The sequence below is a fragment of the Intestinimonas sp. UBA1698 genome (assembly GCF_002320075.1).
Lineage (GTDB): Bacteria > Bacillota > Clostridia > Oscillospirales > Oscillospiraceae > Intestinimonas > Intestinimonas massiliensis.
In genome coordinates this window covers 98,160-122,670 of record NZ_DCJO01000033.1, presented here as the reverse complement: position 1 = coordinate 122,670, position 24,511 = coordinate 98,160, and the positions used below count along the sequence as shown (strand labels likewise).

General features: G+C 59.5%; 19 protein-coding genes and 1 pseudogene. 16 read left to right on the top strand and 4 right to left on the bottom strand.

Annotated elements, in window-relative coordinates:
- Positions 1-154: 154 nt before the first annotated feature.
- The 16 genes and pseudogenes from B3H64_RS07615 to B3H64_RS07535 all read left to right on the top strand — a co-directional run bounded on the left by B3H64_RS07615 (position 155) and on the right by B3H64_RS07535 (position 20,265).
- On the top strand, positions 155-5,779 hold the full coding sequence (locus B3H64_RS07615; protein WP_286734209.1) for an S-layer homology domain-containing protein: 5,625 nt from the start codon (positions 155-157) through the stop codon (positions 5,777-5,779).
- Positions 5,780-5,856: 77 nt separating this feature from the next.
- Positions 5,857-7,044, top strand: coding sequence for a YibE/F family protein (locus B3H64_RS07610; protein ID WP_286734206.1), 1,188 nt, complete (start codon positions 5,857-5,859; stop codon positions 7,042-7,044).
- Between the two features lie 332 nt (positions 7,045-7,376).
- Positions 7,377-8,924, top strand: coding sequence for an ABC transporter substrate-binding protein (locus B3H64_RS07605; protein WP_286734203.1), 1,548 nt, complete (start codon positions 7,377-7,379; stop codon positions 8,922-8,924).
- A 32-nt stretch (positions 8,925-8,956) separates the two neighbouring features.
- Positions 8,957-9,898: an ABC transporter permease gene (locus B3H64_RS07600; RefSeq protein WP_050618514.1), complete on the top strand. Its 942-nt coding sequence runs from the start codon at positions 8,957-8,959 to the stop codon at positions 9,896-9,898.
- A 14-nt stretch (positions 9,899-9,912) separates the two neighbouring features.
- A complete protein-coding gene (locus B3H64_RS07595) occupies positions 9,913-10,719 on the top strand; it encodes an ABC transporter permease (protein WP_050618513.1) in 807 nt (268 codons plus the stop codon).
- A gap of 9 nt (positions 10,720-10,728) precedes the next feature.
- Positions 10,729-11,529: an ATP-binding cassette domain-containing protein gene (locus tag B3H64_RS07590; RefSeq protein ID WP_050618512.1), complete on the top strand. Its 801-nt coding sequence runs from the start codon at positions 10,729-10,731 to the stop codon at positions 11,527-11,529.
- Between the two features lie 19 nt (positions 11,530-11,548).
- A complete protein-coding gene (locus tag B3H64_RS07585) occupies positions 11,549-12,289 on the top strand; it encodes an ABC transporter ATP-binding protein (protein WP_050618511.1) in 741 nt (246 codons plus the stop codon).
- Between the two features lie 451 nt (positions 12,290-12,740).
- Positions 12,741-12,917, top strand: a pseudogene (locus B3H64_RS07575) (helix-turn-helix transcriptional regulator); the annotation flags it as partial.
- Between the two features lie 165 nt (positions 12,918-13,082).
- Positions 13,083-14,555, top strand: a complete 1,473-nt coding sequence (locus tag B3H64_RS07570) for a hypothetical protein (RefSeq protein WP_286734303.1) — start codon at positions 13,083-13,085, stop codon at positions 14,553-14,555.
- A gap of 135 nt (positions 14,556-14,690) precedes the next feature.
- Positions 14,691-15,374, top strand: coding sequence for a lipoprotein (locus B3H64_RS07565; protein WP_050618508.1), 684 nt, complete (start codon positions 14,691-14,693; stop codon positions 15,372-15,374).
- A 760-nt stretch (positions 15,375-16,134) separates the two neighbouring features.
- Complete coding sequence (locus B3H64_RS07560; protein WP_050618507.1) at positions 16,135-16,899, top strand: sugar phosphate isomerase/epimerase family protein; 765 nt, start codon at positions 16,135-16,137, stop codon at positions 16,897-16,899.
- A 4-nt stretch (positions 16,900-16,903) separates the two neighbouring features.
- Entirely contained in the window at positions 16,904-17,995 is a 1,092-nt protein-coding gene (cobT, locus tag B3H64_RS07555) for a nicotinate-nucleotide--dimethylbenzimidazole phosphoribosyltransferase (RefSeq protein ID WP_050618506.1), read from the top strand.
- Complete coding sequence (locus B3H64_RS07550) at positions 17,992-18,525, top strand: bifunctional adenosylcobinamide kinase/adenosylcobinamide-phosphate guanylyltransferase (RefSeq protein WP_050618505.1); 534 nt, start codon at positions 17,992-17,994, stop codon at positions 18,523-18,525. Before cobT ends, B3H64_RS07550 begins: the two co-directional genes overlap by 4 nt.
- Entirely contained in the window at positions 18,522-19,298 is a 777-nt protein-coding gene (locus B3H64_RS07545; protein WP_050618504.1) for an adenosylcobinamide-GDP ribazoletransferase, read from the top strand. Before B3H64_RS07550 ends, B3H64_RS07545 begins: the two co-directional genes overlap by 4 nt.
- The gene (locus B3H64_RS07540; RefSeq protein WP_154666662.1) at positions 19,286-19,645 is read left to right on the top strand and encodes a hypothetical protein; all 360 of its coding nucleotides are present in this window, start codon (positions 19,286-19,288) and stop codon (positions 19,643-19,645) included. Before B3H64_RS07545 ends, B3H64_RS07540 begins: the two co-directional genes overlap by 13 nt.
- The gene (locus tag B3H64_RS07535; protein ID WP_050618502.1) at positions 19,642-20,265 is read left to right on the top strand and encodes a histidine phosphatase family protein; all 624 of its coding nucleotides are present in this window, start codon (positions 19,642-19,644) and stop codon (positions 20,263-20,265) included. The genes B3H64_RS07540 and B3H64_RS07535 overlap by 4 nt, the downstream gene beginning before the upstream one ends.
- Positions 20,266-20,317: 52 nt before the next feature.
- On the opposite strand, the gene gnpA is transcribed toward B3H64_RS07535, so the two are convergent.
- From gnpA to B3H64_RS07515, 4 genes are read right to left on the bottom strand one after another with little or no spacing between them, the layout of a single operon-like run.
- Positions 20,318-22,486 carry a 1,3-beta-galactosyl-N-acetylhexosamine phosphorylase gene (gene gnpA, locus B3H64_RS07530; RefSeq protein ID WP_286734187.1) on the bottom strand — a complete coding sequence of 723 codons (2,169 nt, stop codon included), beginning with the start codon at positions 22,484-22,486 and terminating at the stop codon, positions 20,318-20,320.
- Between the two features lie 27 nt (positions 22,487-22,513).
- On the bottom strand, positions 22,514-22,708 hold the full coding sequence (locus B3H64_RS07525) for a DUF6903 family protein (RefSeq protein ID WP_238073188.1): 195 nt from the start codon (positions 22,706-22,708) through the stop codon (positions 22,514-22,516).
- Between the two features lie 8 nt (positions 22,709-22,716).
- Positions 22,717-23,607 carry a carbohydrate ABC transporter permease gene (locus B3H64_RS07520; RefSeq protein WP_256304752.1) on the bottom strand — a complete coding sequence of 297 codons (891 nt, stop codon included), beginning with the start codon at positions 23,605-23,607 and terminating at the stop codon, positions 22,717-22,719.
- A 16-nt stretch (positions 23,608-23,623) separates the two neighbouring features.
- Positions 23,624-24,499 (bottom strand): carbohydrate ABC transporter permease, encoded by an 876-nt coding sequence (locus B3H64_RS07515; RefSeq protein ID WP_238073237.1) that lies wholly within the window; start codon positions 24,497-24,499, stop codon positions 23,624-23,626.
- Positions 24,500-24,511 lie beyond the last annotated feature (12 nt).

Genomic DNA, 24,511 nt, shown 5'->3' with positions numbered 1-24,511 from the left:
ACAGGAACGGATGGATCAGAAGATGAGTGACGATTTGACTGAACAGAGGAGTGATGGGCCAAAGCGTACTGGGCTAGAGCAGGTGAGAACCCCGGATATTCTTTTTGGGATTACCCCCGAAGGGATCACTGTGAAAAATCAGAGGAGGATCACTATGAACAGACTCAGACGCCGCATGCTGGCACTGCTGCTGACTGCGGTGATGGTCGTGACCATGCTGCCGGCGGTGGCTTGGGCAACGGGCGACAGCACATACACAAGAATCAGTTCCATGGAGGAATTGGTAACGGGCAAGTATGTAATGGCAGTCGGTACGGATTATGGACCAGGTGTTTTGGATGGAACTTGGGTATCTGCCCAAGCCATTACATCATCATCTGACAACCAAGTGGTGAATCCGGCTGCAAATACGGTCTGGGATATCACGGTAGGAGATTCTGTGGTGACCCTGACGGACAGCAATGGAGTCACGATTGCTCCGAAGGGAGGAAATAATAACGGCATCCAATCCGGTGCCTATAGCTGGGGCGTTACCTGCTCTGAAACAGGGACCTTCCAGTTTGCTGGACATGGCGAGGACACGGTGATATTGGCCAGCAATAAGGGATCGGAGAACAAATTCAGGGCATATAAGAGTGCAACGGTATCCGGCAATCCAGATGGATATCCCTCCGACTTTACCCTATATAAGCTGGACGAAGGCTCCAGTGAGCCGGACCCCACGCCCGACCCCGATCCTGAACCTGAGGGCCCGTTGACCGATGGTGCCAGGGTAGTGATTTACAACCCTGCCAATGGCAAGTCGCTTTCCACGACCTACAACGGGTACTATAACATGGGCACAGACGTGACGATATCGGAGGGGACGCTCTCCGGCTTTACGGCGGCCGATGTGTGGACGGTGGGCGTTAATGCGGACGGCACGTATACTTTTGCGACCGCTGATGGCAAGAAACTGTCTATGGGAGCAAGCTACTCCAGTACGCCTCTCGATGATGTAAATACCGCCTGGGAGGTCTCTGAGGCAGAGACGGAGAACTGCTATTACATTAAAAATGCGGCACGCGGTATGTACCTGGAGTGGTATGCGGAAAAGAGTAATTGGAGTGCCTATGGAACCATCGCGGCTGACAAGGAGAGCCTTTTTGCGCAGGCGTTCTATAAGGTTTCTGGAGACATCCCGACGCCCGGCGGCGCGCTCCCGGCTGCCGGCGATCAGGTGGTGCTGTATAACCACTCCTCCCAGGGCGTGCTGGCCGGGCAGGATGACAACACAGGAAGCCCCTCCATTACCAGCGCCGCGGCTGAGCTCACGGACGGAAAAGCTGCGGCGGCCAATGGCGGACGGGTCTTCACGGTAGAGAAGAACGGAGACTATTACCGTTTCAAGACGGCCCATGACGGCTACCTCTGTTCCAACGGCACCGGCAACAACGCTTTCTACCAGCAGGAGGCTGCGGAGGATGCCGACTGGACGCTGGCGGAGTACAACGGCGGCTTTACGCTGGAGAGCCGGACGGCCAAGTTTAACGGCAAGTACAGCCAGTACCTGGAATACTATGCCGGAGCCTACAAGACCTACAGCATGTACAACGTCACCGACAAGGACATCTATACGTTCCAGTTCTACCCTGTGGCGGACGGCGTGAAGGTGACTGACGGCGTAGTCAATCTCCCCCAGGTCGTGTTTGGGACCCTGCCGGACGCCTATGTGGGCCAGTCGTATACCTTTACCTTCACCGTGGACGCGGTGTTCGGCGTGTCTGAGGCCGGGCTCACCGTAAAGGCGGGGGAGACCGTGCTCACCGCCAACGGGGACGGCACCTATACCATTCCCGTGGATGCAGTCAACGGCGAGAGCATCACCATCACCGTGACCGGTCAGGACACCAAGGGCACGGCCATTTCCGGGACCGCTATCGTCGCCGTCAAGGACGAACCCGTCATCGGAGCGGTGACGCCTGCGGCCGGCGCGGAGACCGGGGCGGAGAAGCGGCCCGTTATTTCGGCTGAGTTCAGCAACGGGGGAGAGGCCCCGGTCGCTGTGCTGACCCTGAAGTCCAGCGGTACGGCGTTGGATGAGGCGGTCATGACCGTGGACGGCGGCAAGGCGGTTTACATCCCGGAGACCGACCTGACAGACGGGCGGTATACCGCCACGGTTACGGTCACCCGCGCGGACGGGAAGTCCTCCGGAAAGACCTGGAGCTTCACGGTGGGGCAGTCCACCGAGCGGCTCTACTTCGGCCAGCTCCACTCCCACACCCAGTACTCCGACGGCTCCGGCACGCTGGAGTCCGCCCTGAGCTATGTGGCCAACCTGCCAGACAGCGCCAACGTGGACTTTGTGGCCTTCACCGACCACTCCAACTATTTTGACAAGTCCGGCGCGGCCAATCCGGAAGGGGCCCTCTATGATATGAGCCTGGCCACCGCATACAGCCAGGAGACCTGGAATTCCTACAAGACGGCCATCGACGCCTTCAACGCCGAGAACAACGGCAAGATCGCTCTGGGCGGGTTTGAGATGACTTGGTCCGGCGGCCCCGGCCACATCAACACCTTCAATACCGAGGGTATCGTGTCCCGGAACAACACGGCCCTGAACAACAAGACCGAAGACGCGGGCCTGAAGGCCTATTACGCCCTGCTGAGTCAGCCGGAGGGCGTGGACTCCCTGTCCCAGTTCAACCATCCGGGCTCCACTTTCGGCACCTTCTCCGACTTCTCTTACTGGGATGCCCTCATTGACAGCCGGATGTATATGGTGGAGGTGGGCAACGGCGAGGGCGCCATCGGTGCCGGCGGCTATTACCCCAGCTATGAGTATTACACTATGGCGCTGGATAAGGGCTGGCATGTGGCCCCCACCAATAACCAGGACAACCACAAGGGCAAGTGGGGCAACGCCAATGACGCGCGAGACGTCATTCTCACCGACGACTTCAGCGAGCAGGGCATCTACGAGGCCATCCGCAACCACCGGATGTACGCCACGGAGGACAAGAACCTGGAGATCTACTACACGGTCAACGAGCAGCCGCTGGGCTCCATCCTTGAGGAGATCCCGGAAGAGCTGAACCTCAGCGTTCAGGTCTCCGATCCCGACCGGACGGACTCTATCTCCAAGGTCGAGGTCATCGTCAACTCCGGCCGGGTGGCCTATGCCTGGGATGACCCCGCTGAGTTGGCCTCCGGCCTGCTGAGCTGCACCCTGGACCCCACATACAGCTATTACTACATCCGCGTCACCGAGGGTGACGGGGATATGGCGGTCACCGCGCCGGTCTGGGTGGGCGAGACCCTGAAGCTGGGCATCTCCAGCGTGGTGTGCGGCACCTCCACCCCCGTTACCGACGAGGAACTGACCATCACCACCACTCTGTTCAACAGCGAGAGCGCGGACGCCACCGTCAAATCGGTGAACTACACCAGCGGCGGCGAGACCTTGGGCGTGGACGCCGCCGGCTACACGGTCCCCGCCTCTGGGTCGCTCCAGATCCCGTTCCGGTATACCCCGACGACTGCCAAGGTCATGACCATCACCGTGACGGTCCTGATGGAGCAGAAGGGTGTGGAATATGAATACGCCATGGACGTGACGCTGGACGTGCTGGACTCCGCCAAGCTGGTGTATATCGGCATCGACGCCTCCCACTACAACGAGTATGTGGCGGGCAATTATAAGGACTCCATGGGCAACTTCGGCAACCTGGCCGCGGGCTACGGTGTGCGGACGGTGGAGCTCAAGTCCAGCGAGGAGCTGATCGCCGCCTGCGCCAACGAAAAATACAAGGCGCTGATCTTTACCGCCCCCTCCCGTCGTCTGGCCGATGCGCAGAGCGACCCCAGGACCTACTCTCCGGCCGAGCTGGCCGCCGTCAAGGCCTTCCACGAGGCGGGCGGCATGGTGATTCTGGCCGGTTGGTCGGACAACTATGAGAACTATGACGTGATCCAGGGCAATCCGGATATCAAGCACATGGCCGCGACGCAGAACGAGCTGCTGGCGGCGCTGGGTTCCAGCCTGCGCATCAGCGACGACGCCACGTATGACGACGTCCGCAGCGCCGCCGACGGCGTGGACAAATGGAGGCTCTACTTCTCCAGCTACAACTGGGAGAACCTTCTGACGGAAAACGTCGAATTTGATGCGAACCACCCCTTCGACCGGATGTATACCCAGGTCTTCAGCCACTACGGCGGCGCCTCCATCTACGCGGTGGACGCCTCCGGCAACCCAATTGATACTCTCCCGGAGACCGTGAGCCCGGTGGTGTTCGGCCACGCCACCACCTATTCCGTGGACGTGGACAAAGACGGGCTGGGTGGTGACAGCATCCCCCAATATGCCTATGCCGAAAATGACGACCGCCTGCTGGTGATGGCCAGTGAGCGGCAGCCGGACCGGGGCATGGTCATCGTCTCCGGCGCGGCCTTCATGTCCAATTTTGAGGTCCAGGCCACCATCGAGGATTCCGGTTCCGAAAAGAATTATGCCAACTACACCATTTGTGAGAATTTGGTGCAGTATCTCAATCCTACTTCCATTACTCCCATCGCGGATGTCCAAGCGGCAGAGTCCGAAGGCGTCAAGTTCACCATCGAGGGCGTGGTCACCTCCAATGCCTCCGGCTATGACAAGGATACCGCCTTCTTCGACTGCATCTATGTTCAGGACGACACCGCCGGCATCAACGCTTTCCCCGTGGCTGGCGACTACAAGGTTGGCGACAGGGTCCGCATCACCGGCACCACCTCGTCCTATCAGGGCGAACGCCAGATTGCCGTGACCTCCATCAAAGCTGTCGGGGAGGGCAATGTGGAACCCAAGACGATCACGGCCGGACAGCTCAACGACGGCAGTGTCCTGGGCAGCCTGGTGACCATCTCCGGAACGGTGGCCAGCTTTGAGAAGGCCAACGGCCTGGTACAGACCATTATGGTCCGGGATAAGAATGGCGAGCTGGCCCGCGTGTTCATTGACGGCTATATCACCACGGGCCAGGACGTGCAGAACCTGCGGGTGGGACGCAAAATCACCGCGACCGGCCTGGCGTCCTACGACAACACCTTCAATGCTCCGGACGGCCCCTTCCCGCGGATTCGCATCCGGGACCGGGCGGATGTCGTGTGCAAACGTCCCTCCTCCGGCTCCTCCAGCGCCGGGCAGACCATTCCGAACCCCGATGTGCCGTTGGAGCCCGAACCGGACGAGACGCTGCCCTTCCTGGATGTGGACGAGGATGCCTGGTACTACGACGCGGTGTGCTATGTCTATGGCGCCGGGCTCTTCCAGGGCACGTCCGGGACCACCTTCGGGCCAGATGACCCGATGACCCGCTCCATGACTGCCACGGTGCTCTACCGCCTCTCCGGCGAGACCTACACCGGCACAGCGGCCACCTTTGGGGATATGGCCGCCGGGGCCTGGTATGGTACAGGGGTGAGCTGGGCCGCCGCCCGGGAGATCGCCAAGGGTTACGGCGATGGACGGTTTGGCGTGAACGACCCGGTCACCCGGGAGCAGTTGGCCGCCATCCTGTACCGCTATGCCCGGTACAAGGGTGAGGACGTATCGGTTGGGGAGGATACCAATCTCATCGGCTTCAAGGACGCGGGGCAGGTCAGCGAATGGGCGGCCCCTGCCGTCCGGTGGGCCGTGGGTGTGGGCTTGCTCAAGGGGGACGCCGCCGGCTGCCTGCGGCCCCTGGACCAGGCGGCCCGCTCCGAGTTTGCCGCCCTGCTGATGCGGTACGTTGAGCGGGAACAGACCTAAAAAGCATCCCATCCCTGCATGCCGGGGCCGCTCCCATGGGAGGCGGCCCCGGCCATTCCTGCCCGAGGGGGAACACCATGAAGCAGTCAAAGGGGAAGAAACAGCCTGTGGTAAAGCCGTTGAAGGGGCGGCGTGTCTGGGAGATCGGCGCGGCCCTGCTCCTGCTGGCGGTGCTGGTCGTCACGGCCGCGGCTCTGCGGGGCGGTGAAGGCGAACGGGAGGCGCGGGCCGCCCGGAAACGCCTGTTTGCCGTTGCCAGGGTTACGGATGTGCTGGCGGACCACAGTGCGGAGGACACCTGGACCGAGGGCAGACGGTTGGGGGAACAGTACATCGAGGTGAAGCTGCTCACCGGCCCGTTCAAAGGTACGGTCCTGGAGACCTCCAACTATCTCAACGCCTATACCAACGTGGACTGCCGCCTGGGGACGCGCATCGTGGTGCGCCTGGACTACGACGATCACGGGGAGCCCTACATCATCTCGGTGCCCAATTATGACCGGGGACTCGTGCTGGCTGGACTGCTGGTGGTGTTTGGAGCGCTGCTCGTCCTCATCGGGGGAAAGAAGGGGGCCATGGCGCTGCTGGGCTTGGCCTATACGCTGGCCTGCCTGTGGTATCTGCTGGTTCCCCTGATCCTCCGGGGGGCGGACCCGATTCTGGTCTCCATCGGCGTGGTGGCGCTGACCACGGCGGCGTCCCTTCTTCTGCTCACCGGCTTCAGCCGCAAGACGCTGTGCGCGACGCTGGGCTGCGTCGGCGGCGTGGCGGCGGCGGGAATCTTTGCCGGCCTGGCCGGGACCATCTCCCCATTGAACGGATTCAACCTGTCGGAGGCAGAGGAACTGGTGCTTCGGGCCGGCGATTCGAAGCTGCACATCAGCGGGCTGCTGGTCAGCGGCATCCTGATCGCCTCTCTGGGGGCGGTTATGGATGTTGCTATGTCCATCGCGTCGTCCTGCAATGAACTGAGGGAGCTGAACCCAAACCTGACCCGGGCGGAGCTGTTTCGCTCCGGTATGAACATCGGGCGGGACGCCATGGGCACCATGGCAAATACGCTGATCCTAGCTTTTGCCGGCGCCTCGCTGAACATGCTGATTCTGTTCCGGGTCTATGACTATCCCCTGATCCAGATCGCCAATACCGATGCTATGGCCGTCGAGGTCATCCGGGGTGTGGCGGGCTCCATCGGCATCGTTTTGACGGTCCCGCTGGTGGCGCTGCTGAGCTCCCGGTTTATGGGACCCCAACCAAAGACATAGGACACTGCCGGATGCCCGTTGGGCATCCGGCAGTTGATTTTGAAACGGCAAAAACAGACTTGAGCCAGACAGCCGGCTGTGCATCGACGGAGATGCTCCGATCTGGTTTAAGCGCCTCCGACCGAGGCTTCTGCGCCTTTTTGCGGCCCTTCGCCCCGGGCACGGAGGAGTGGACCAACGGAAAAATATGCGGCTCCACCGATATTTTTGAAAAGAGCACTTGTAATTTTGCCCGTTATGCTCTACAATAGGACGCGACAATTTAATAATGGGAGAAGAAGTTATTTTGTTGTAACGCCGTCTCTTCGGAAACGGCGGAAGGAGAATCAGCAATGAAAAAACGTATTCTTGCAGTTTTCCTGGCGGCGGCCGCTCTGGCGTGTTCACTCAGCGCATGCGGAGGAGCAACGACTCAGACGCCCGCCCCCAGCGACGAAACTACGCCTTCTTCCGGGGCGGTCCACGCGAACGAACTCACCGTGGGCATCGCCCAGGACCTGGATGATAGTCTTGACCCGTATCAAATGACGGCCGCAGGAACTAGAGAAGTCATGTTTAACGTCTTTGAGGGCCTTGTCAAGCCCGACTCGGACGGAAACTACGTCTGTGCAGTCGCCTCCGATTACCAAGTGTCGGAAGATGGACTGACCTACACCTTCACTTTGCGTGACGGTGTGGTCTTCCACAATGGCGCGACCTGCACGCCGGACGATGTGCTCTACTCTTTTGAAACCTGCGCCGCTACCTCGGTGACTTCCGCCGTGGTGACGGCGCTTTCTGCTGTCACGGATACGGTGGTGGACGGAAACCAGATTACCATGACCCTCAGCGCGCCCAACAGCGATTTCCTAAGCTATGTGGCCAGCGTGTACATCGTGCCCGCCGACTACGCCGACCAGGCCACCAAGCCGGTGGGGACCGGCCCCTTCAAGTATATCTCCCGCAGCGTCCAGGAAAACATCATTCTGGAGAAGCACGCGGAATACTATGGAGAGCCCGCCCATCTGGACAAGGTGACCTACAAGATCTATGAGGACGGCACGGCTTTGTTCACCGCGCTGGACAGCGGCTCCCTAGACCTGGTGGCCCATCTGACCATGGATCAGGTCAACAATCTGTCCAACGGCTATAAGGTGCTGGAGGGCACCATGAACCTGGTGCAGGCCATCTACCTGAACAACGCGGTGGCCCCCTTCGACAACGTGAAAGTGCGCCAGGCCCTGTGCTATGCGGTGGACGTGGACGCCATGCTGGACCTGACCTCCGATGGCCACGGCACCAAGGTGGGGTCCTCCATGTATCCGTCTTTCGGCAAGTACTTTGACGCCTCTCTGGCTGATGCCTATCCCCACGATCCGGAGAAGGCCAAGGCGCTGCTGGCGGAAGCGGGCTATCCCGACGGGTTCACCTTCACCATCACGGTACCCAGCAACTACCAGCCCCACGTGGACACCGCTGTGGTGCTGGCCCAGCAGCTCTCGGCGGTGGGCGTCACGGCGGACATCCAAAAGGTGGACTGGAACACCTGGGTGAACGACGTATACGGCGGGCGTAACTTCCAGTCCACGGTGGTGGGCTTCGACTCCAGCACCCTGAACGCCAGCGGCATGCTGGCCCGCTGGGTCAGCGACAACGACAAGAACATGATCAACTACAACAATCCGGATTATGACGCCGCCTTTGCCGCCGCGCAGAGCACCACCGACGACGAGGAGCAGACGGCCCTGTATAAGCAGTGCCTGAAGATCCTCAGCGATACCGCCGCCAATGTCTATCTCCAGGACATGGCCGATTTCGTGGCTATGGACCCGGCGCTGGAGGGGTATGAGTTCTATCCCCTCTATGTGATCGACATGGCGAAACTCTACTTTGCCGCGTAAAGCCGGAATATGAAACGAGAGGAGGCGGGGAGATGAAATATGTCGCGAAAAAATTCCTCACTCTCATTATTACATTGTTCATCGTTTCACTCCTCGCCTTTCTCGCCTTTCAGGTCATTCCCGGCGATCCAACTACCAAGATGCTGGGCACCGAGGCCACGCCGGAGGCAGTGGCCGCTCTGCGGGCGGAGCTGGGGCTGGACAAGCCCGTTCCTGTGCGCTATTGGAACTGGCTGACCGCCTTCCTGACCGGAGATATGGGTACCAGCTACAGCTATCACATGCCGGTGGGGGAGATGCTTTCGGAAAAGCTGACCATCACCGCCATCCTGACGATCCTTTCCTTTGCCTTTACCGTGATTCTGTCCATCCCGCTGGGCATTTTGGCGGGCAGCGTCCGTAGCAAGGCCCTGGACTGGCTCATCACCGCCTTCGATCAGGTGGTGATGAGTATCCCCTCCTTCTTCATCGGCATCCTGGCCTGTTTCCTGTTCGGCATCGTATTCCGGCTTTTTACCCCGGGCAATTTTGTCTCCTATACTCAGGATTGGGGCGCCTGTATTGCCTATCTTCTGTTTCCCGCCCTATCCATTGCCATTCCCCGCATCGCCATGACGGTGAAGATGCTGCGGGGCGCCATTCTCAACGAGCTGGGCCAGGATTATGTCCGCACGGCCCAGAGCCGCGGCAACAGCCGCCGGGCCATCCTGCAGCGCCATGTGCTGCAAAATGCCCTGATTCCTGTCATCACCTTTTTAGCCGTCTCTGCTGCCGAGATCATGACCGGCAGCATCATTATTGAACAGGTCTTTACCATCCCCGGCGTGGGCCGGCTGCTGCTGGCCAGTATCTCCAACCGCGACTTTCCTGTGGTGCAGGCCATCGTGGTCATTCTGGCGGCCTGGATTGTTGTAGTGAACTTTGTGGCAGACCTGCTCTATCAACTGGTCGATCCACGCATCCGACTGCGCTGAGAGGGACCATTTCTATGAAAAAAGCAAGGAACTCTTTTTTCTATATCGGCGGCGGCATCTCGCTGGTGATGACGCTGCTCATTTTGATGGGGTACATTTGGACCCCCTACAGTCCTACCCAGATGGACGCCTCCGCCCAAATGCAGGCGCCCTCCCTGCAGCATCTGCTGGGCACCGACAACTTTGGCCGGGATATCTTCAGCCGGGTGCTCCAGGGGGCGGGCACGTCCTTTCTGATTGCTGTCAGCGTGGTGGCCATCGGCTGCCTGGCCGGTATTCTCGTTGGCAGCCTGTGCGGCTACTATGGCGGTACGGCCGACGTGATCCTGACCCGAGTTTGTGACTCCATTACCGCCTTTCCCAGTATCCTGCTGGCTCTGGTCATTGTCAGCGTGGTGGGGAGCGGTACCTACAACATCATTTTGGCGCTGGGCATCCTCTTTATCCCCAGCTTCGCCCGTATCGTCCGGGGCGAGTTTGCCCGGTGCCGGCATCTGAACTACATCCAAAGCGCCAAGCTGATGGGGGTAGGCGATGCCCGCATCCTGTTTTCCCACATCCTGCCCAACACCTTCTCCGTGCTGCTGCCTGCCATCACCATCGGCTTCAACAACGCCATTCTCAGCGAGGCCAGCATGAGCTTTCTGGGAATTGGCATTCAGCCGCCCCATGCCAGTCTGGGCTCCATGCTCAACGACAGCCAGACCTATCTGAGAAGCGCCCCCTGGTACGCGCTGAGCGTCGGGGGCACCATCGTGCTGCTGATTCTGGGGTTCAGCCTCCTCAGCGAGGGACTCCAGCAGCGCGGCCGCCGGAATTGAGGTGGAAGCATGGCAGAGCTTTTGAACGTTCAGGACCTGCGGGTCCATTTTCACATCGCGGCAAAGGGCCGCAACGCCGTAGACGGCGTCTCCTTTTCTCTGGAGGAAGGGGAGATTTTGGGCCTGGTAGGGGAGAGCGGCAGTGGAAAATCGGTAACGGCCATGAGCATCAGCGGGCTGCTGCCCCGGCGGCAGGCCGAAGTAAGCGGCAGCATCAAGCTGGGGGGGCGGGAAATCCTCCAATGTCCGGAGGAAGAGCTGCGGAAGATTCAGGGCGATGATCTGGCCGTGGTCTTTCAAGAGCCTATGACCAGCCTGAACCCGGTGCTGCGCATCGGGCCGCAGGTGGAGGAGAGCCTGCGGGTCCACGCCCGCCTCTCGCCGGAGGCACGGCGGCAGCGGGCGCTGGAGGCCATGATCCAGGCGGAGCTGCCCGATCCGGAGAGCCTATATCGAAAATATCCCCACGAGCTTTCTGGCGGGATGCTCCAGCGTGTGATGATTGCCTCGGCCATCATCAGCGGCCCCAAGCTGCTGCTGGCCGACGAGCCCACCACCGCCCTGGACGTGACCATTCAAACGCAGATTCTAGAGCTGCTGAAAAAGCTGAATCGGGAACACGGCATGGCGATTTTGTTCATCAGCCACAACCTGCACGTGGTGCAGAAGCTGTGTACCCGGGTGGCTGTGATGCAGGGGGGACACCTGGTGGAGACCGGCCTGGTGCAGGATATTTTCCAAAATCCCAGGCAGGAATACACCAGACGGCTCATCGCCGCGATTCCCACGCGGAACCGAAAACTGACCTGAGCAGAAGGAGGGATGGTCCATGGCCAGGGGACCGGTGCTGGAAGTTCGGCACCTGAACAGCTATTACCGCCAGGACCACTCGATCCTGAGCCACAAGGGGCCCCGCAGACAGATTTTGAAGGATGTCACCTTTGACATCGGACAGGGTGAGATTTTGGGCCTGGTAGGGGAGAGCGGCTGCGGAAAGACCACGCTGTCCCGCACGATCCTGGGGATGCTCAAGGACTACGACGGAGAGATCGTGCATCACTCGGTCCGGCCCCAGATGGTCTTTCAGGACCCCTTCAGCAGCCTGAATCCGGCCCGGTCCATCGGCTGGATACTGGAAGAGCCGCTGCGGGTGGCAGGGGGCATGACGGGGGCACAGCGCAGGGCCGCCGTGCTGGACATGCTGGATAAGATCGGTCTGGGAGGAGAGTTTGCCTCCCGCCGTCCCTGGGAGCTCTCCGGTGGGCAGCGCCAACGGGTCTCTATCGCCGCGGCCATGATCACCCGCCCCAAGCTCATCATCGCGGACGAGCCGGTCAGCGCACTGGATGTGACCATTCAGGCGCAGATCCTGCAGCTCCTGGTGGATTTGAAAAAGGAGTTTGACCTGAGCTATCTGTTTATCAGCCACGATTTAAACGTGGTCTATCAGATCTGCAATCGGGTCTTGGTGATGAAGGACGGCGTAATCGTGGAGCAGAATACGGTGGATGAACTCTTTGACCACCCGCAGCACCCCTATACCAGGCAACTGCTGAAGGCGGCGGAATGATACGATTTGAAAGCGGCCGGAACGGCGGCATGGGTCTCGCGGAAAAGAAAAACGGCCTACATCTTGCTTGCTGCAAGATGTAGGCCGTTTTTGGCACGAGGGGCCTTCTCTTTGGCGTGTGATGTGCGAAGGAAGAGAATCAGCTTGTATCAGAAGCTATCTTCCTGACTACGGGACGGGGATTCCGTATCACGAGGTAGAATCTCTCGCCCGTGCCCTGCTTCCGGAGATTCAAGCCTTTTTCGAGAGCGAGGAAGGGCAACGGGAGTTTGCCGAGTGGAAAGTACAACAAGAGGCAGGCAGGGACGAGCAAGGATAATGAGCAGGGCGGGGACATCTCTACGATGTTCCCACTGCTTTTTCCCGCAACTGTTCTGGTTGCGAGAAAGTTTGTAGACGCAACCGGGGCCACTTGCTATAATTAAGGCAAGACAGGAAGGGAGCGGTGTCTATGCTGAGAACTGCGATTCGTCAGGCCAGAGAAGAAAAGGGCATGAGCCAGGAGCGATTGGCGGAAGAACTTGGCGTCAGCAGACAGGCGGTGTCCAAATGGGAGATGGGTCAATCTGTCCCCACCCCGCGAAACCTGGAAGGCATCGAAGCGGCGCTTGATCTTCCTGCCGGTACGCTGGCTGAATTGCTCAAAGAGGAGGAGCGGGAACCGCCTTCTACTCCAAAAATATCGAAAAAGTGCATTTTATTGACGAGCATTGTGGGAGTGGTCGCACTTGCGATGGTTTTCTCTCTGGGCTGGTTTACCGCGCAACGGTCGTCTACTTCCAATGAGGAAGAAATGTCAACTGGAAACAAACAGGTCACCATGGCCTTTCAGACCCCGCAGGGAGCGGTAGACGTGGCGGTAACCGTTCCTACCCAAGAGGATGGAACGGTGCTGTTTGATATGCCCCTGTCATCTCCCGGTGAGGAAGAACGCCTTGCCCGGCAGTTGGAATACTATCAGTGGCCCGACCATCTGGAATTAGAGCGCACCGACCTGGCGGACTTCGACCGCCTGCGGCCCTGGGGGCCCCCGGAGAAATACCTCTCCGAGGGTTGGGAGGTGAAGTCGGAGGTGCAAATGGAGGAGAACTGCACCCTTGCCCTGGTTCGGACTGAGGAGCCCTACGACGGCCCCACCTGCTGGTTCCTTGGACGGGGCGGCGGGCAAGATTGGAACGTGCTGTTTCGCTGCGACGAGGAGGGGCTTGTATGGAACGAGGACGGCTCTTGGGCCACCTTCGCCGGAAACGTTCTGGGCTATCCCAGCTTTGTGGTGCGCTGCGGCGGTGATGACCAGGCGGTGTTCTTCTCCGTTATCGACCAGGAACCCAGGATAGTCTTTCATATCACGGAGCATTTAGCGGGTATGGCAGACCTTGACCTGGACGGGGAGCTGGAAATTGTGGCCAAGCCGGAGGGCGAAGTCCCCCGCAAGTCTTACCAGATCTACGACCGCCTGCCAGACGGATACTGTATGTATACCTTGCCGGAGGAAATGGACGAGCTATTGGTGCCGGAGGACTGTTTCTTCCTGTTTTATGAGCCGGGCAGAGCCTTTGGTTTTTCCTATGAGTTGGGCACCAAGTGGTATCTGAACGAATACGCCCCGGTGTACGACCGCCTCTCCCCCGGCTTTCTCTGGCGAAGAGACGGCGTCAAGGACACCCGCACACAGGGCGGGGCCATCGGCGGCACCACTGTGACCTTTATGGAGCTGCGCCCCGATGAGATGGCCGGTTGGACGCCGGAAGGGACTCCGATGCCCACCGCGCGGGAGCAGGGGGCCCTTCTGCTGGAGGAACTGGAGGCGTTGTCGGGATACCGCCCGGAGCGCTGCTATCTTTGGGGCGGCATAGAATCCCAGCAGGTCGCCATCGACCGGGACGGAGATCATCGGAGCTTTTTCTACATGAGCTACGATCTGCCAAACTACAACAACAGATGGGAGCTTGTGGATTACAGCCTATTTATCCCCAGCGTAAACCTACAGTGGCAGTCAGAGTGGGCGCCCTGGTCGCCTCTGCGGAAGGATGCGGTGGACCTCCCCGGCGAATGGACGGACATGACGAAGGAACGGCGTGCCCTATGGTGGTATCGGAAAAGCAGTTACTTTGACTACGGCGAGGTTGTGTCCATCGGCCCAGCGCAGTATGAGGGAGTGATCAAACTGACACTTGCAGACGATTCCTTCCTGGAGATAACCTTAGACGATGATGGGTTCTTGACATCCATTTATGGACCCTATGCACCTGGTACGATTCACTAATTTCAGATGAGCATCTAACAACAAGGGAGTAAACTTCGTTCCCTCCCTTAGGGTGGAAATTATAGTTCTGCCCTTGCTTTTTATACTACACCTATTAGAATTGTAGTGACCACAAGAGAGAGGTGTTATTGAAAAATGAAAAGGATTTTTCCTTTTGTCATGGCCATTCTTTGCGTTTTTATGCTGGCTGCCTGTGGTAAAGAAGCTGATATTGGCCAATCCGACATACAGCAATATTATTTTACTGAAACAGATGCAGAGCCGCTTTGGGCACAGGGAGTCCAGTCTGATGGACAGTTATTTCAAGGGCTGAACTTGGATGGCATTGGTAATGCAGATGACGAAGCCTATGTAAGTATTTTTGAATACGGAGAATATAACGAGAAGATAACTGTACTCCGTATCCATTTGGGGACAGGAGAAACTGTGGCGAATGTTTTCCCTGTATGTGGGCCATATAACTTTTTGACAGGAAAACTGTTTTCAAAAGATAAGGATGCGATTGTTCTGGAAGTTCCCGTCTCGGGGAGCAATTATGGCGCAGTAAACATTTTTGCGTTGGATGTTTTCCCCGTTGGAACGGCCCCAGAACCAATCAGCGTTATCCGCATGGACACGACAAAAGGCATTGTTATGAATTCTGGAGAAGCGTTTCCAAATGAAGAATCAATCAAAGATACCACAAAAATCGTTGATATAGAGGATTCTCCCCTGCAAGGGTTGGAAATTCATACATATTTGAACAGAGAAGATTCTTCTGATATTTTGTATTGGGCCGGGGACAATTGGCAGGCTGATGATGGGTGGAAAATAAGATAATTTACCATAATAACGCGGGGGAGCATCATAATGTAGATGTTCCCCCGCATAGATTTTATTCAATATTTACATTTTACCCACCTGGATAATGTAGTTTGGATTATCATAAGATGGTCCGGTTGGGTACCGGAAAATATTACATTTGAAAAATAGTTACAAAATGGTTACAATTAAAGCGTCTTCGCGAGACCAATACTTATAAGGAGGTTTAACCCATGTTTTGCTTCACTGGCAATAACTTTAATTGCGGCTCCATCTGGGAGGCTCTCTGCCGGTATTTTGGCGTCGGCTGCTAAGGGAATCTGAGTTGGCGGCCCCACTTTTGTGGGGCCGCCTCAGCCTGTCGAAAAAGGCGTTGGCCTTTTTCGACAGGCTGAAAGCACAACTCGTCGAGTTGTGCTTTTTCCTGCGTATTGAATTTTGTCAGAAGTGCGCTGTTTGGCGGTAACTACCTGTCTTTTTGTTGTTTTCAGCCGCGGTATTTACCAGCCTTTTCCAACAGGGAGGCGGGCTGTTTTTCAAAAGGGTGGGTGCGATGGCGACGCCCGTGCGCAGGACGATGATAGCTTGACGATATTCCACGGGAAGCGGTTGTCGGGTTATGCAGCAGTGCGGGGAGCTTGGCGCGTCCATATTACCTCCGGAGATAACGATGTGATTGGAAATGAAAATTTTGGCAAGAGGGTTTTGAAAGGTCCGCCGTTACTTGATACCGTCCGGCTCCTGTGCTATGATTGCAGAGAAAGAAAAGAGGGTGGATATGGTCCAAAACCAAAACTGGTATCTCTCAACGGTGGCGGAGGAGGCGGAAGCGCTGGCGGCCAGGTATGGTCTGGGGCTGGAGATCGCGGAATACTGCACCGCCAGCAATATGGACGACGGCTTTGCGCAGGCCGACGCCGCCGTGCGGCGCGAGCTGGCCCGGACGGACCGCGCCGCCTTTCATCTCCCCTTCAACGAGCTCTGCCCGGCGGCTATCGATCCCAGAGCCCGCCGGTTGGCCTGGGAACGTTACCGGCAGGGGATCGCGCTGGCCGGCGCCTATGGAATCAACAGGCTGGTGGTCCACTCAGGCTATATCCCGCTGGTCTACGATAAAACCTGGTTTGCCGAGCGTTCCGTGGAGTTCTGGACGGAATTCCTCCGGGAGGTTCCGGCGGATGCACTGCTTTGTATGGAAAACGTCATGGAGGATGAGCCCGGCCTTTTGCTCGAAATCATCCGCCGTGTGGACGATCCGCGGCTTAGACTGTGCTTGGATGTGGGGCACGCCAACTCCAGCGCCTCAAACGTTCCTGTATCCGAGTGGATCGCCTGCTGCGCCCCTTATTTGTCCCATGTGCACCTCCACAACAATGAGGGGGACCGGGACCTGCACGCTCCGTTGGGGACGGGAACCATCGACATGGAGAAATGTCTGACAGAACTAATATGCAAAGCGCCCGGATCCACCCTGACCATCGAGAGCGTCGAGGCCGGTCCGTCGGTGAACTGGCTGCTGCAGCGCGGCTTTTTGCGGAGGTGAGCATATGGAATCGGAGTTGCAGCGGCTGCTTGCCGCAGTCCGACCGCTGGATGAAGCCGCCATGGAGGCGGCCCGCTCCCGCCAGTCCCGGCTGGCCAAGCCCCCCGGCAGCCTGGGGAAGCTGGAGGAGATCTCTGTCCGGCTGTCCGGCATCACCGGACGGGTGCACAACCGCCTGGACCACCGCCGCATTCTGGTCCTGTGTGCCGACAACGGCGTGGTGGAGGAGGGGGTGGCGTCCGCGCCGCAGTCCGTCACCGCCGCTCAGGCGGTGAATATGACCCGTGGGAAAACCGGAATGTCCGCCCTTGCAAGCTGGTTTGGCGATGAGGTGCAGGTGGTGGATATGGGCATCGCCTGTCCCTATGAATGCCCGGCGATCCTCGACCGGAAAATTGCCCAAGGGACCCAAAACATCCGCTATGGGGCCGCCATGGCCCGAGAGCAGGCGCTTCGGGCCATCCTGACCGGCGCGGCCCTGGCGGCGCAGGCCCAGGCGGACGGAATACAAGGGCTGGGCACGGGAGAGATGGGAATCGGAAACACTACCACCTCCGCCGCCGTGCTGTCCGCCCTCACCGGCGCGCCGGTGGAGACGGTGACCGGCCGGGGCGGAGGAATCACGGATGAGAGCTTTGCGCGCAAAAAGCAGGTGATCACGGAGAGCTTGCGCCGCAATGCTCCGGATGCCGCTGATCCGGTGGATGTGCTCGCCAAGGTGGGCGGCTTCGACCTGGCGGCCCTGTGCGGAGTGTTTCTGGGAGCGGCCCGCTGCCGCATCCCAGTGGTGATTGACGGCTTCATCTCCGCAGTGGCCGCCCTGTGCGCCGCCCGGCTCTGCCCCGCCGCCGCCGGATATTGTTTTCCCTCCCATGCCTCCTATGAGCGGGGCTATGCGCTGGCGGCCCGGGAGCTGGGTCTCTCACCCTGGCTGCTGCTGGACATGCGCCTGGGGGAGGGCAGCGGCTGTCCGCTGGCCTTTCAGGTCATGGCCGCCGCCTGCGCCGCGATGAATGGAATGGCCACGTTTGAAGACGCGGCCATCAACGACGGCTATCTGGATGAAATACGAGCAAAGGACAGCTTTACCGTATGACGATTTTTCTTTCCGGCGGAAGCAAAAACGGAAAATCCACACTGGGAGAGCGGGCCGCCAGGGCGCTGGCTGGCGAGGGCCCGCTGTGGTATGTGGCTACGATGATCCCCCATGACGAGGAGGACCGGGCCCGGATTCGCCGCCACCGGCAGGACCGGGAGGGCTGTGGTTTTCAGACGGTGGAACAGGGCTGGGACCTTTCCAGTTGCCTGGCTGGGCGGTGCGGCACCTTTTTGGTGGACAGCGTGACCGCTCTGCTGGCCAATGAGATGTTCCGGCCGGATGGGAGCTTTGATCCCGACGCCCCCCGCCGGGTGTGCGCGGATCTGCTGCGTTTTGCCGCCGGGGCCGAGCATGCAGTTTTTGTCTGCGACTTTATCTTTTCCGACGCAGGCCGCTACGATGGGTACACCGAGGCCTACCGCAGGGGGCTGGCCGATATCGGAAAAGCCCTGGCGGCCTACTGCGATACCGTGGCGGAGACCTGCGGCGGCAACTATATTCTGTGTAAGGGGGCAATGCCCTGGTGAAACGGCTGACCACCGCCTTTTTTATGGCCTGGGGCATGTTCTGTGCCATCCCGTGCCCGTACCAGCGCTGGGACGAGCGGCTCCGACCGCTGATGCTGGTCTGCTTTCCGCTCCTGGGCATGCTGCTGGGAGGCATTTGGTGCTCGGCCGCCTGGCTGATCGCCCGGTGGGGAGGCCTGGGCCTGTTCGGTCCGGCCCTGCTGGCGGCCCTGCCTTGCCTTTTGACCGGCTTTCTCCATCTGGACGGTTTCATGGACTGCTGTGACGCCATTTTATCCCGCCGCCCGCTGGAGGAGCGGCAGCGGATCTTGAAGGACTCCCATGTGGGGGCCTTTGCCGTGATCTGCGTGGACCTCCTTCTGCTGCTGAGCGTCGCACTTTTTGCCACGGCGGAGTGGTCGAAGGTGTGGCGGCCCCTGCTCTTCCTGCCCGCCGCCGCCCGCGGCCCCGCCGCTCTGGCCGTCCTGTCGCTGTCCCCCATGGGGGGGAGTTCCTACGCCGGCGGCTTTCAGGCGCAGGTCGGGCGTATCCATCGTCTGACTGCGGCTGCTCTGACGGTGATTTTTCCGGTTCTTTCCGCCGCACTGTTTGGCATACCCGGCCTTTGCGCCGCCGCCGCCGCGTGCGGCAGCGCCCTGGCCCTGCAGTGCGGCGTCCGGCAGTTGGGCGGGATGTCCGGAGACATCTCCGGCTTTGCGGTGACGGTTGGGGAATTCTGCGGCGTCGCTGCTCTGACATTTTTAGGAAAGCAGGTGTGGGCATGGACTTGGTGATCGGAGGGGCCTACCAGGGCAAACTGGAATACGCCCGCCGGACATATGCTCTGACGGACGAGGATCTGTTTTTCTGTACGCCAGAGCATCCCATTGACCCCGGAAAGCGCTGTATCTGCCGCCTGGAGGAATATGTTCTGGGCTGTGTCCGCCGTGGGGAGCAGCCCGAGGTGCCGCTTCGTCCGGACGGGGTCATTCTGTGCCGGGATATCTCCTGCGGCGTGGTACCCATGGAGGCGGAGCTGCGCGTCTGGCGGGAGGCGGTGGGGACGCTGCTGGGGCAGCTCTCCCGGCAGGCGGAGTCGGTGACGCGGCTTTTTTACGGCATACCGCAGGCGCTGAAATGAGGCGAGTCTGTCTCATTCGGCATGGAGCCACGCGGGCCAATGAGGCGCGTCTGTACTGCGGATCAAGCGACCTGCCCCTGTCGGATCGGGGACTGGCCGAGCTGCTGCACCTGCGTGAGGGCGCCGGATACCCTGAGCGGGCGGGCTATTCCATTTATACCAGCGGAATGGTGCGGACAGAGCAGACGCTGAAGGCTCTCTTCGGTCCGGTGGCCCACCAGGTTGAGCCCGATTTGCGGGAGCTGGATTTCGGCGTGTTTGAGCTGCATTCTTATGAGGAGCTGGCCGAACGCGCGGACTATCAGACCTGGATCAGCGGAGACAACGAGAACCAACGCTGTCCGGGCGGAGAGAGCGGCAGGGAGATGACGGCCCGGGTCTGGCGGGCCTTTCGGCGGCTAGTCGGGGCGGGGGACGCACTGATCGTGACCCATGGCGGTCCGATTGCCGCCATTATGGCGGGCCTGTTCCCCGGCGAGGGGAAAAACCGCTTCCAGTGGCAGAGTGCGCCGGGGCACGGCTACCAGATCGAGTTGGAGGCGGACGGCGGCGGTCTGGCGCCCCGGACCTATCGCCCGATCCCTGAAAGCCGTCCCCTGGATCACAAAAAAGGACTCTGACGGAAAAAGCGTGCCGCAGGCTCTCCTGCGGCACGCTTTTTCTCTGCATGGCTCAAAGCTCATACCATTTGATCTCGTTGGCCGCCAGATCCAGCGTAAAATGGGACCCGTCCCCGCGGTAAACGACGGTGTGCTGTGGTTCATAGGTGTTGTTCACCACGCAGTACTTCCCGTTTTTCACATAGGCGTGGACCTCTACGTTGTAGTTGCTGGAAAACCAACGGTGCAGTTCGTCCTCCCGATGGGCGGACCAGAGGATCGCCCGGTGGAGCAGCCGGTTGTTGGCAAACGAGTAGGGCAGTCCGGACAGATAGACACACCGGCCCTTGCCGTAGCTGTTGACGGCCATCTGCACCTCTCTGTCACGCTGGACAAGGACCTCCGCGCCCTCCAGGGCGTAGATGCTCTTTTTGCCCTCGCCAAAGTCCACCGGGCCCGTGTGATCGGCGAGGATGAAATGATCCGGGTGCTCGTCCCAGTTGTATTTGTCGTAATTCAGTGTAAAGCCAATCTCCTTTTCAACTCCCAAAGCACAGGCGAGCTGCAAGTAATGGCCCTGATACGGATGCCCGGAGGGCTCTCCCACGCCGATGAAGCCGCCGCCGTTCCAGAGGAAGCCGCGCACGGCTGCCGACACCGCGGGGTCCTCCCACACAGGGCCGCCGGTATGGGCGGTATCGCCGTCCCCGATGTTGAGCAGGACGTCAATGTCGTCCAGGACTTGGGGGTCTGCCTTCACCTCATCAAAGGAGAGAAACTGCACGTCGAAGGGAGCGCCGGACAGGGCCTCGATGATCCCGGCGTAGGAGTAGTTCTGCTTTTGGTACAGGGCGTGATGGACCATGTGACAGCCCCAGGAGCGGGCCTTTCCCCAGCAGTTTAGGACCGCCACCCGGCCGACGCAGTAGGGGGTCGTGCCGTGAATGTTGGCATAGAGCTGGCGGAACTCGTCGCACACCCTCTCTACATAGCAGACAAAATCCGGGAACTGGCAGGCCAGCTTCAGGTAGCCGCCGTAGCCGATGCGGTCGATAGGCTTGCGCAGGATCGCCCTGCGAGCGGTCACCCAATTCTCTTGGGCCTCCTTCACTGGGTTCCCGCCCTCGTGAAAGGTATCCGGGAAGAAGTAGGGCAGGAAGCGGCCTTCGGTATACTTCACGCCGGGAATATCCGAAATGAGCCGCAGAGTCGAGCCGTTGCCCACGCTCCCCACCACCGCGTCCAGGCCGATACTCTGAAACTCGGGCAGGAAGGGTTCGGTGCCGATCCAGTGGTCCCCCAGGAACATCATCGCCTCCTTGCCCAGCTCGTGGGTGATGTCCACCATCTCTTTTGCCAGCTTCGCCACCTCACGCCGCTGGAAGGCCTGAAAATCCAGAAATTCCCGGCTCGGCACCCGGTACTGGTTGTTGTAGTACCCCTGATCGATGATGTATTCCGGCCGGAAGGGATAGCCCGCTTCCCGCTCGAACTGCTCCAGAATGTAGGGGGAGACCGAGGCGGAATAGCCGTACCAGTCCACATACTTTTCCCGCTTCAACTCGTCGAACAGGAGGGTAAACTGGTGGAAAAAGGTGGTGTACCGGATCACATCCACATAGGGGTGGTCGGCGATGAACTTCCGCAGGCGTTCCATCGTGTACCGGTGGGTCTTGGGCTGCCGGACGTCAAAGGTGATCTGGTGTTCAAAATCCTTCCAGCCGTTGGTCACGGCGTTATACATATGCACCGGGTCCCAGATGAGGTAAGCCAGAAAGCTGACGGTATACTCATGGAAGGGGAGGGGCTGTTCCAGCACCACGCAGCCGCTATCTCCGTCGTACCGCCAGGACGAGGGGGCCACGACCGTCCCGGCCGTGCGGTCCATCACCTCCCACCAGCGTTTGATGTCGTCCCGGGTATTGACCTGTATGAGTTCCGGGCTGATGCCCCGCATCAGCGGGATGGACAGCGCGCCGGCAGCGGCGGTATAGAAGCCGGTCATGATGTAGCATTGCTGTACCTCTTCCGGATGGGACCGGGCCCAGGCGTTGTCCTTCCGGGTGGTGTAGTAGGTGGAGTAGACCTTGGCGTCCACTCCCTTGAGGGCCTCGGGGTAGTTGGTGCCGTCGCAGTCCCGGATGGCGTCGGCGCCCCAGCGCTTCAGGATCTCCAGCGTCTCTGGCACCACATCCACATCCGTGGGGATGGTGACGCGCCCCCTGTGCACTTGCTCACTCATAGGCATCTTTCTCCTAAAGACTTCAGATTATTTGGGCTCTTCAAACGGCTTGTTGTAGAGCATCAGGGCGGTCAGCAGCAGCACGACCCCCGCCAGCATGAGCGCCAGGCCGGTCAGTTGGCCGGTCATCTTCCAGCCCACGATGAGCAGCACAAAGCCCAAGACAACAAATATCGCCATAAGACCGGCGCGCAGGGTGGTATGTTCCTTCCAAAATCGCATCGCGGCACCTATCCTTTCAGACCGCCCACGGTCATACCCTGGGTCAGCTTTTTCTGCACGCAGATGTAGAGGATCAGCGTGGGCAGCATCACCAGCACCAGACCGGCGTACAGAATACCGTACTCGGCCTTGGACTGTTGGGCCTGCATCAGGTTCAGCAGTCCCACCGGCAGAGTCTTGGGACCCTTGGCCGAGCTCATCAGGGTCATGGAAATGATATACTCGTTCCAGAAGGAGAGGAAGTTGAAGAGGATGATGGTGATGATGGAGGGCTGGGCCATAGGGAAGATGATGCTCACCATGGTCCGGCCGTAGCCTGCGCCGTCGATATAGGCAGCTTCCTCAAAATCATGGGGCAGGGTGGCGAAGTAGCCCGACAGCAGGTAGATGGTAAAGGGCAGGGCCGTGGAGGCGTAGACCACCGCCAGTACAAAAATATTGTTCAGCAGGAACCCTCCGCCGACGGTATTTTTGAGGAATGCGTCCCCATCCTTGAGCAGGAGGAAAATGGGGACCACGATGTAGTTGACGTTGATGAAGAGTCCGGCCATAAAGCAAGTGTTCAGGAACCGGCGGCCTTTGAAGTGAAAGCGGGACAGGCAGTAGGCCGCGGGGAGGGCCACCGCCAGCAGCAGCAGCAGCGCCAGTGCGGTGACGATGACCGAGTTGAGCATATACTCACCCATCCGGGCGGCATTCCAGGCGTCAGTAAAATTCTGCCAGTAGAACCCGGCGGGCAGCGCCCAGGGGTTCCCATAAAACTCGCGGTTTTGCTTGATGGAGGCCAGAAAGACCCAGGCCACCGGCACGATGATGCAGATAGCCAGGGTGATGAGAGCGACGTAGAGAAAGACCTTGTAGAGGCGCTCACCCGCACCGTGTTTTTTTACTTGCTCCATGCTGCGACGCACCTCCTTAGAATTCCAGCGGTTCGCGCCGGGTGACCCAGTTCACCAGACCGGCCAGCGCGAAGGAGAAGAGAAAAATGACCACACCCGCCGCCATGCTGTAGCCATACAGACCCGCGTCCTTCTGGTTATACATGAAGCTGAGGCCCACATCGGCCATCCCCTTGGCCACCATGGCCTTGACAAAAAGGAAGGCCATGTTGATGGTGGAGATAATGAAAAAGGTGAGGGTGGTGCGGATGTTGGTCCAGATGAGGGGGATGGTGATCTGGAAAAACTGCGTTATCCGACCGGCCCCGTCCAGAGCGGCACTCTCGTAGAGGCTCTGTGGCACGCTGGCCATGGAGGCCATATACATGACCATGTAATAACCGATGGCCTGCCACACCATGGCGATGATGATGCTGACGATGACCAGGGGCTGGTCCTTCCAGAGCACCATCACAGTCTCGCCCTTCAACATGGATAGGATGCTGTTCAGCATCCCGTTTTCCGGCTTGTAGACGGCGGAGAAGATACCCGCGATGACTACCACGGAGAGGATGTTGGGAATATAGAAGATGATGCGGAAGAAATTTTGCCCCCGGATCTTTTCCCGAGTCAGGATGCCGGCGAACACCAGGGCGAAGGCGAAGGTCACCACTGTGACCACCACGATGAGCAGGATGGTATTCTGCATGGAGGAGATAAATTTGGCATCCTGAAACAGGGTCCTGAAATTTTGCAGTCCCACGAAGGTTTCCGTGGGGGAATAGGCGCCCCGCTCAAAAAGGGACATGCGGAATACATTCAGGGTGGGGAGGACCATAAAGAAGGCGAAGAGGAGGGCGGCCGGCGCCACACACAGGGCGATGAACCGGCGGCGTCCGCTGTGCTTGTTCACATGCTCGGCTCC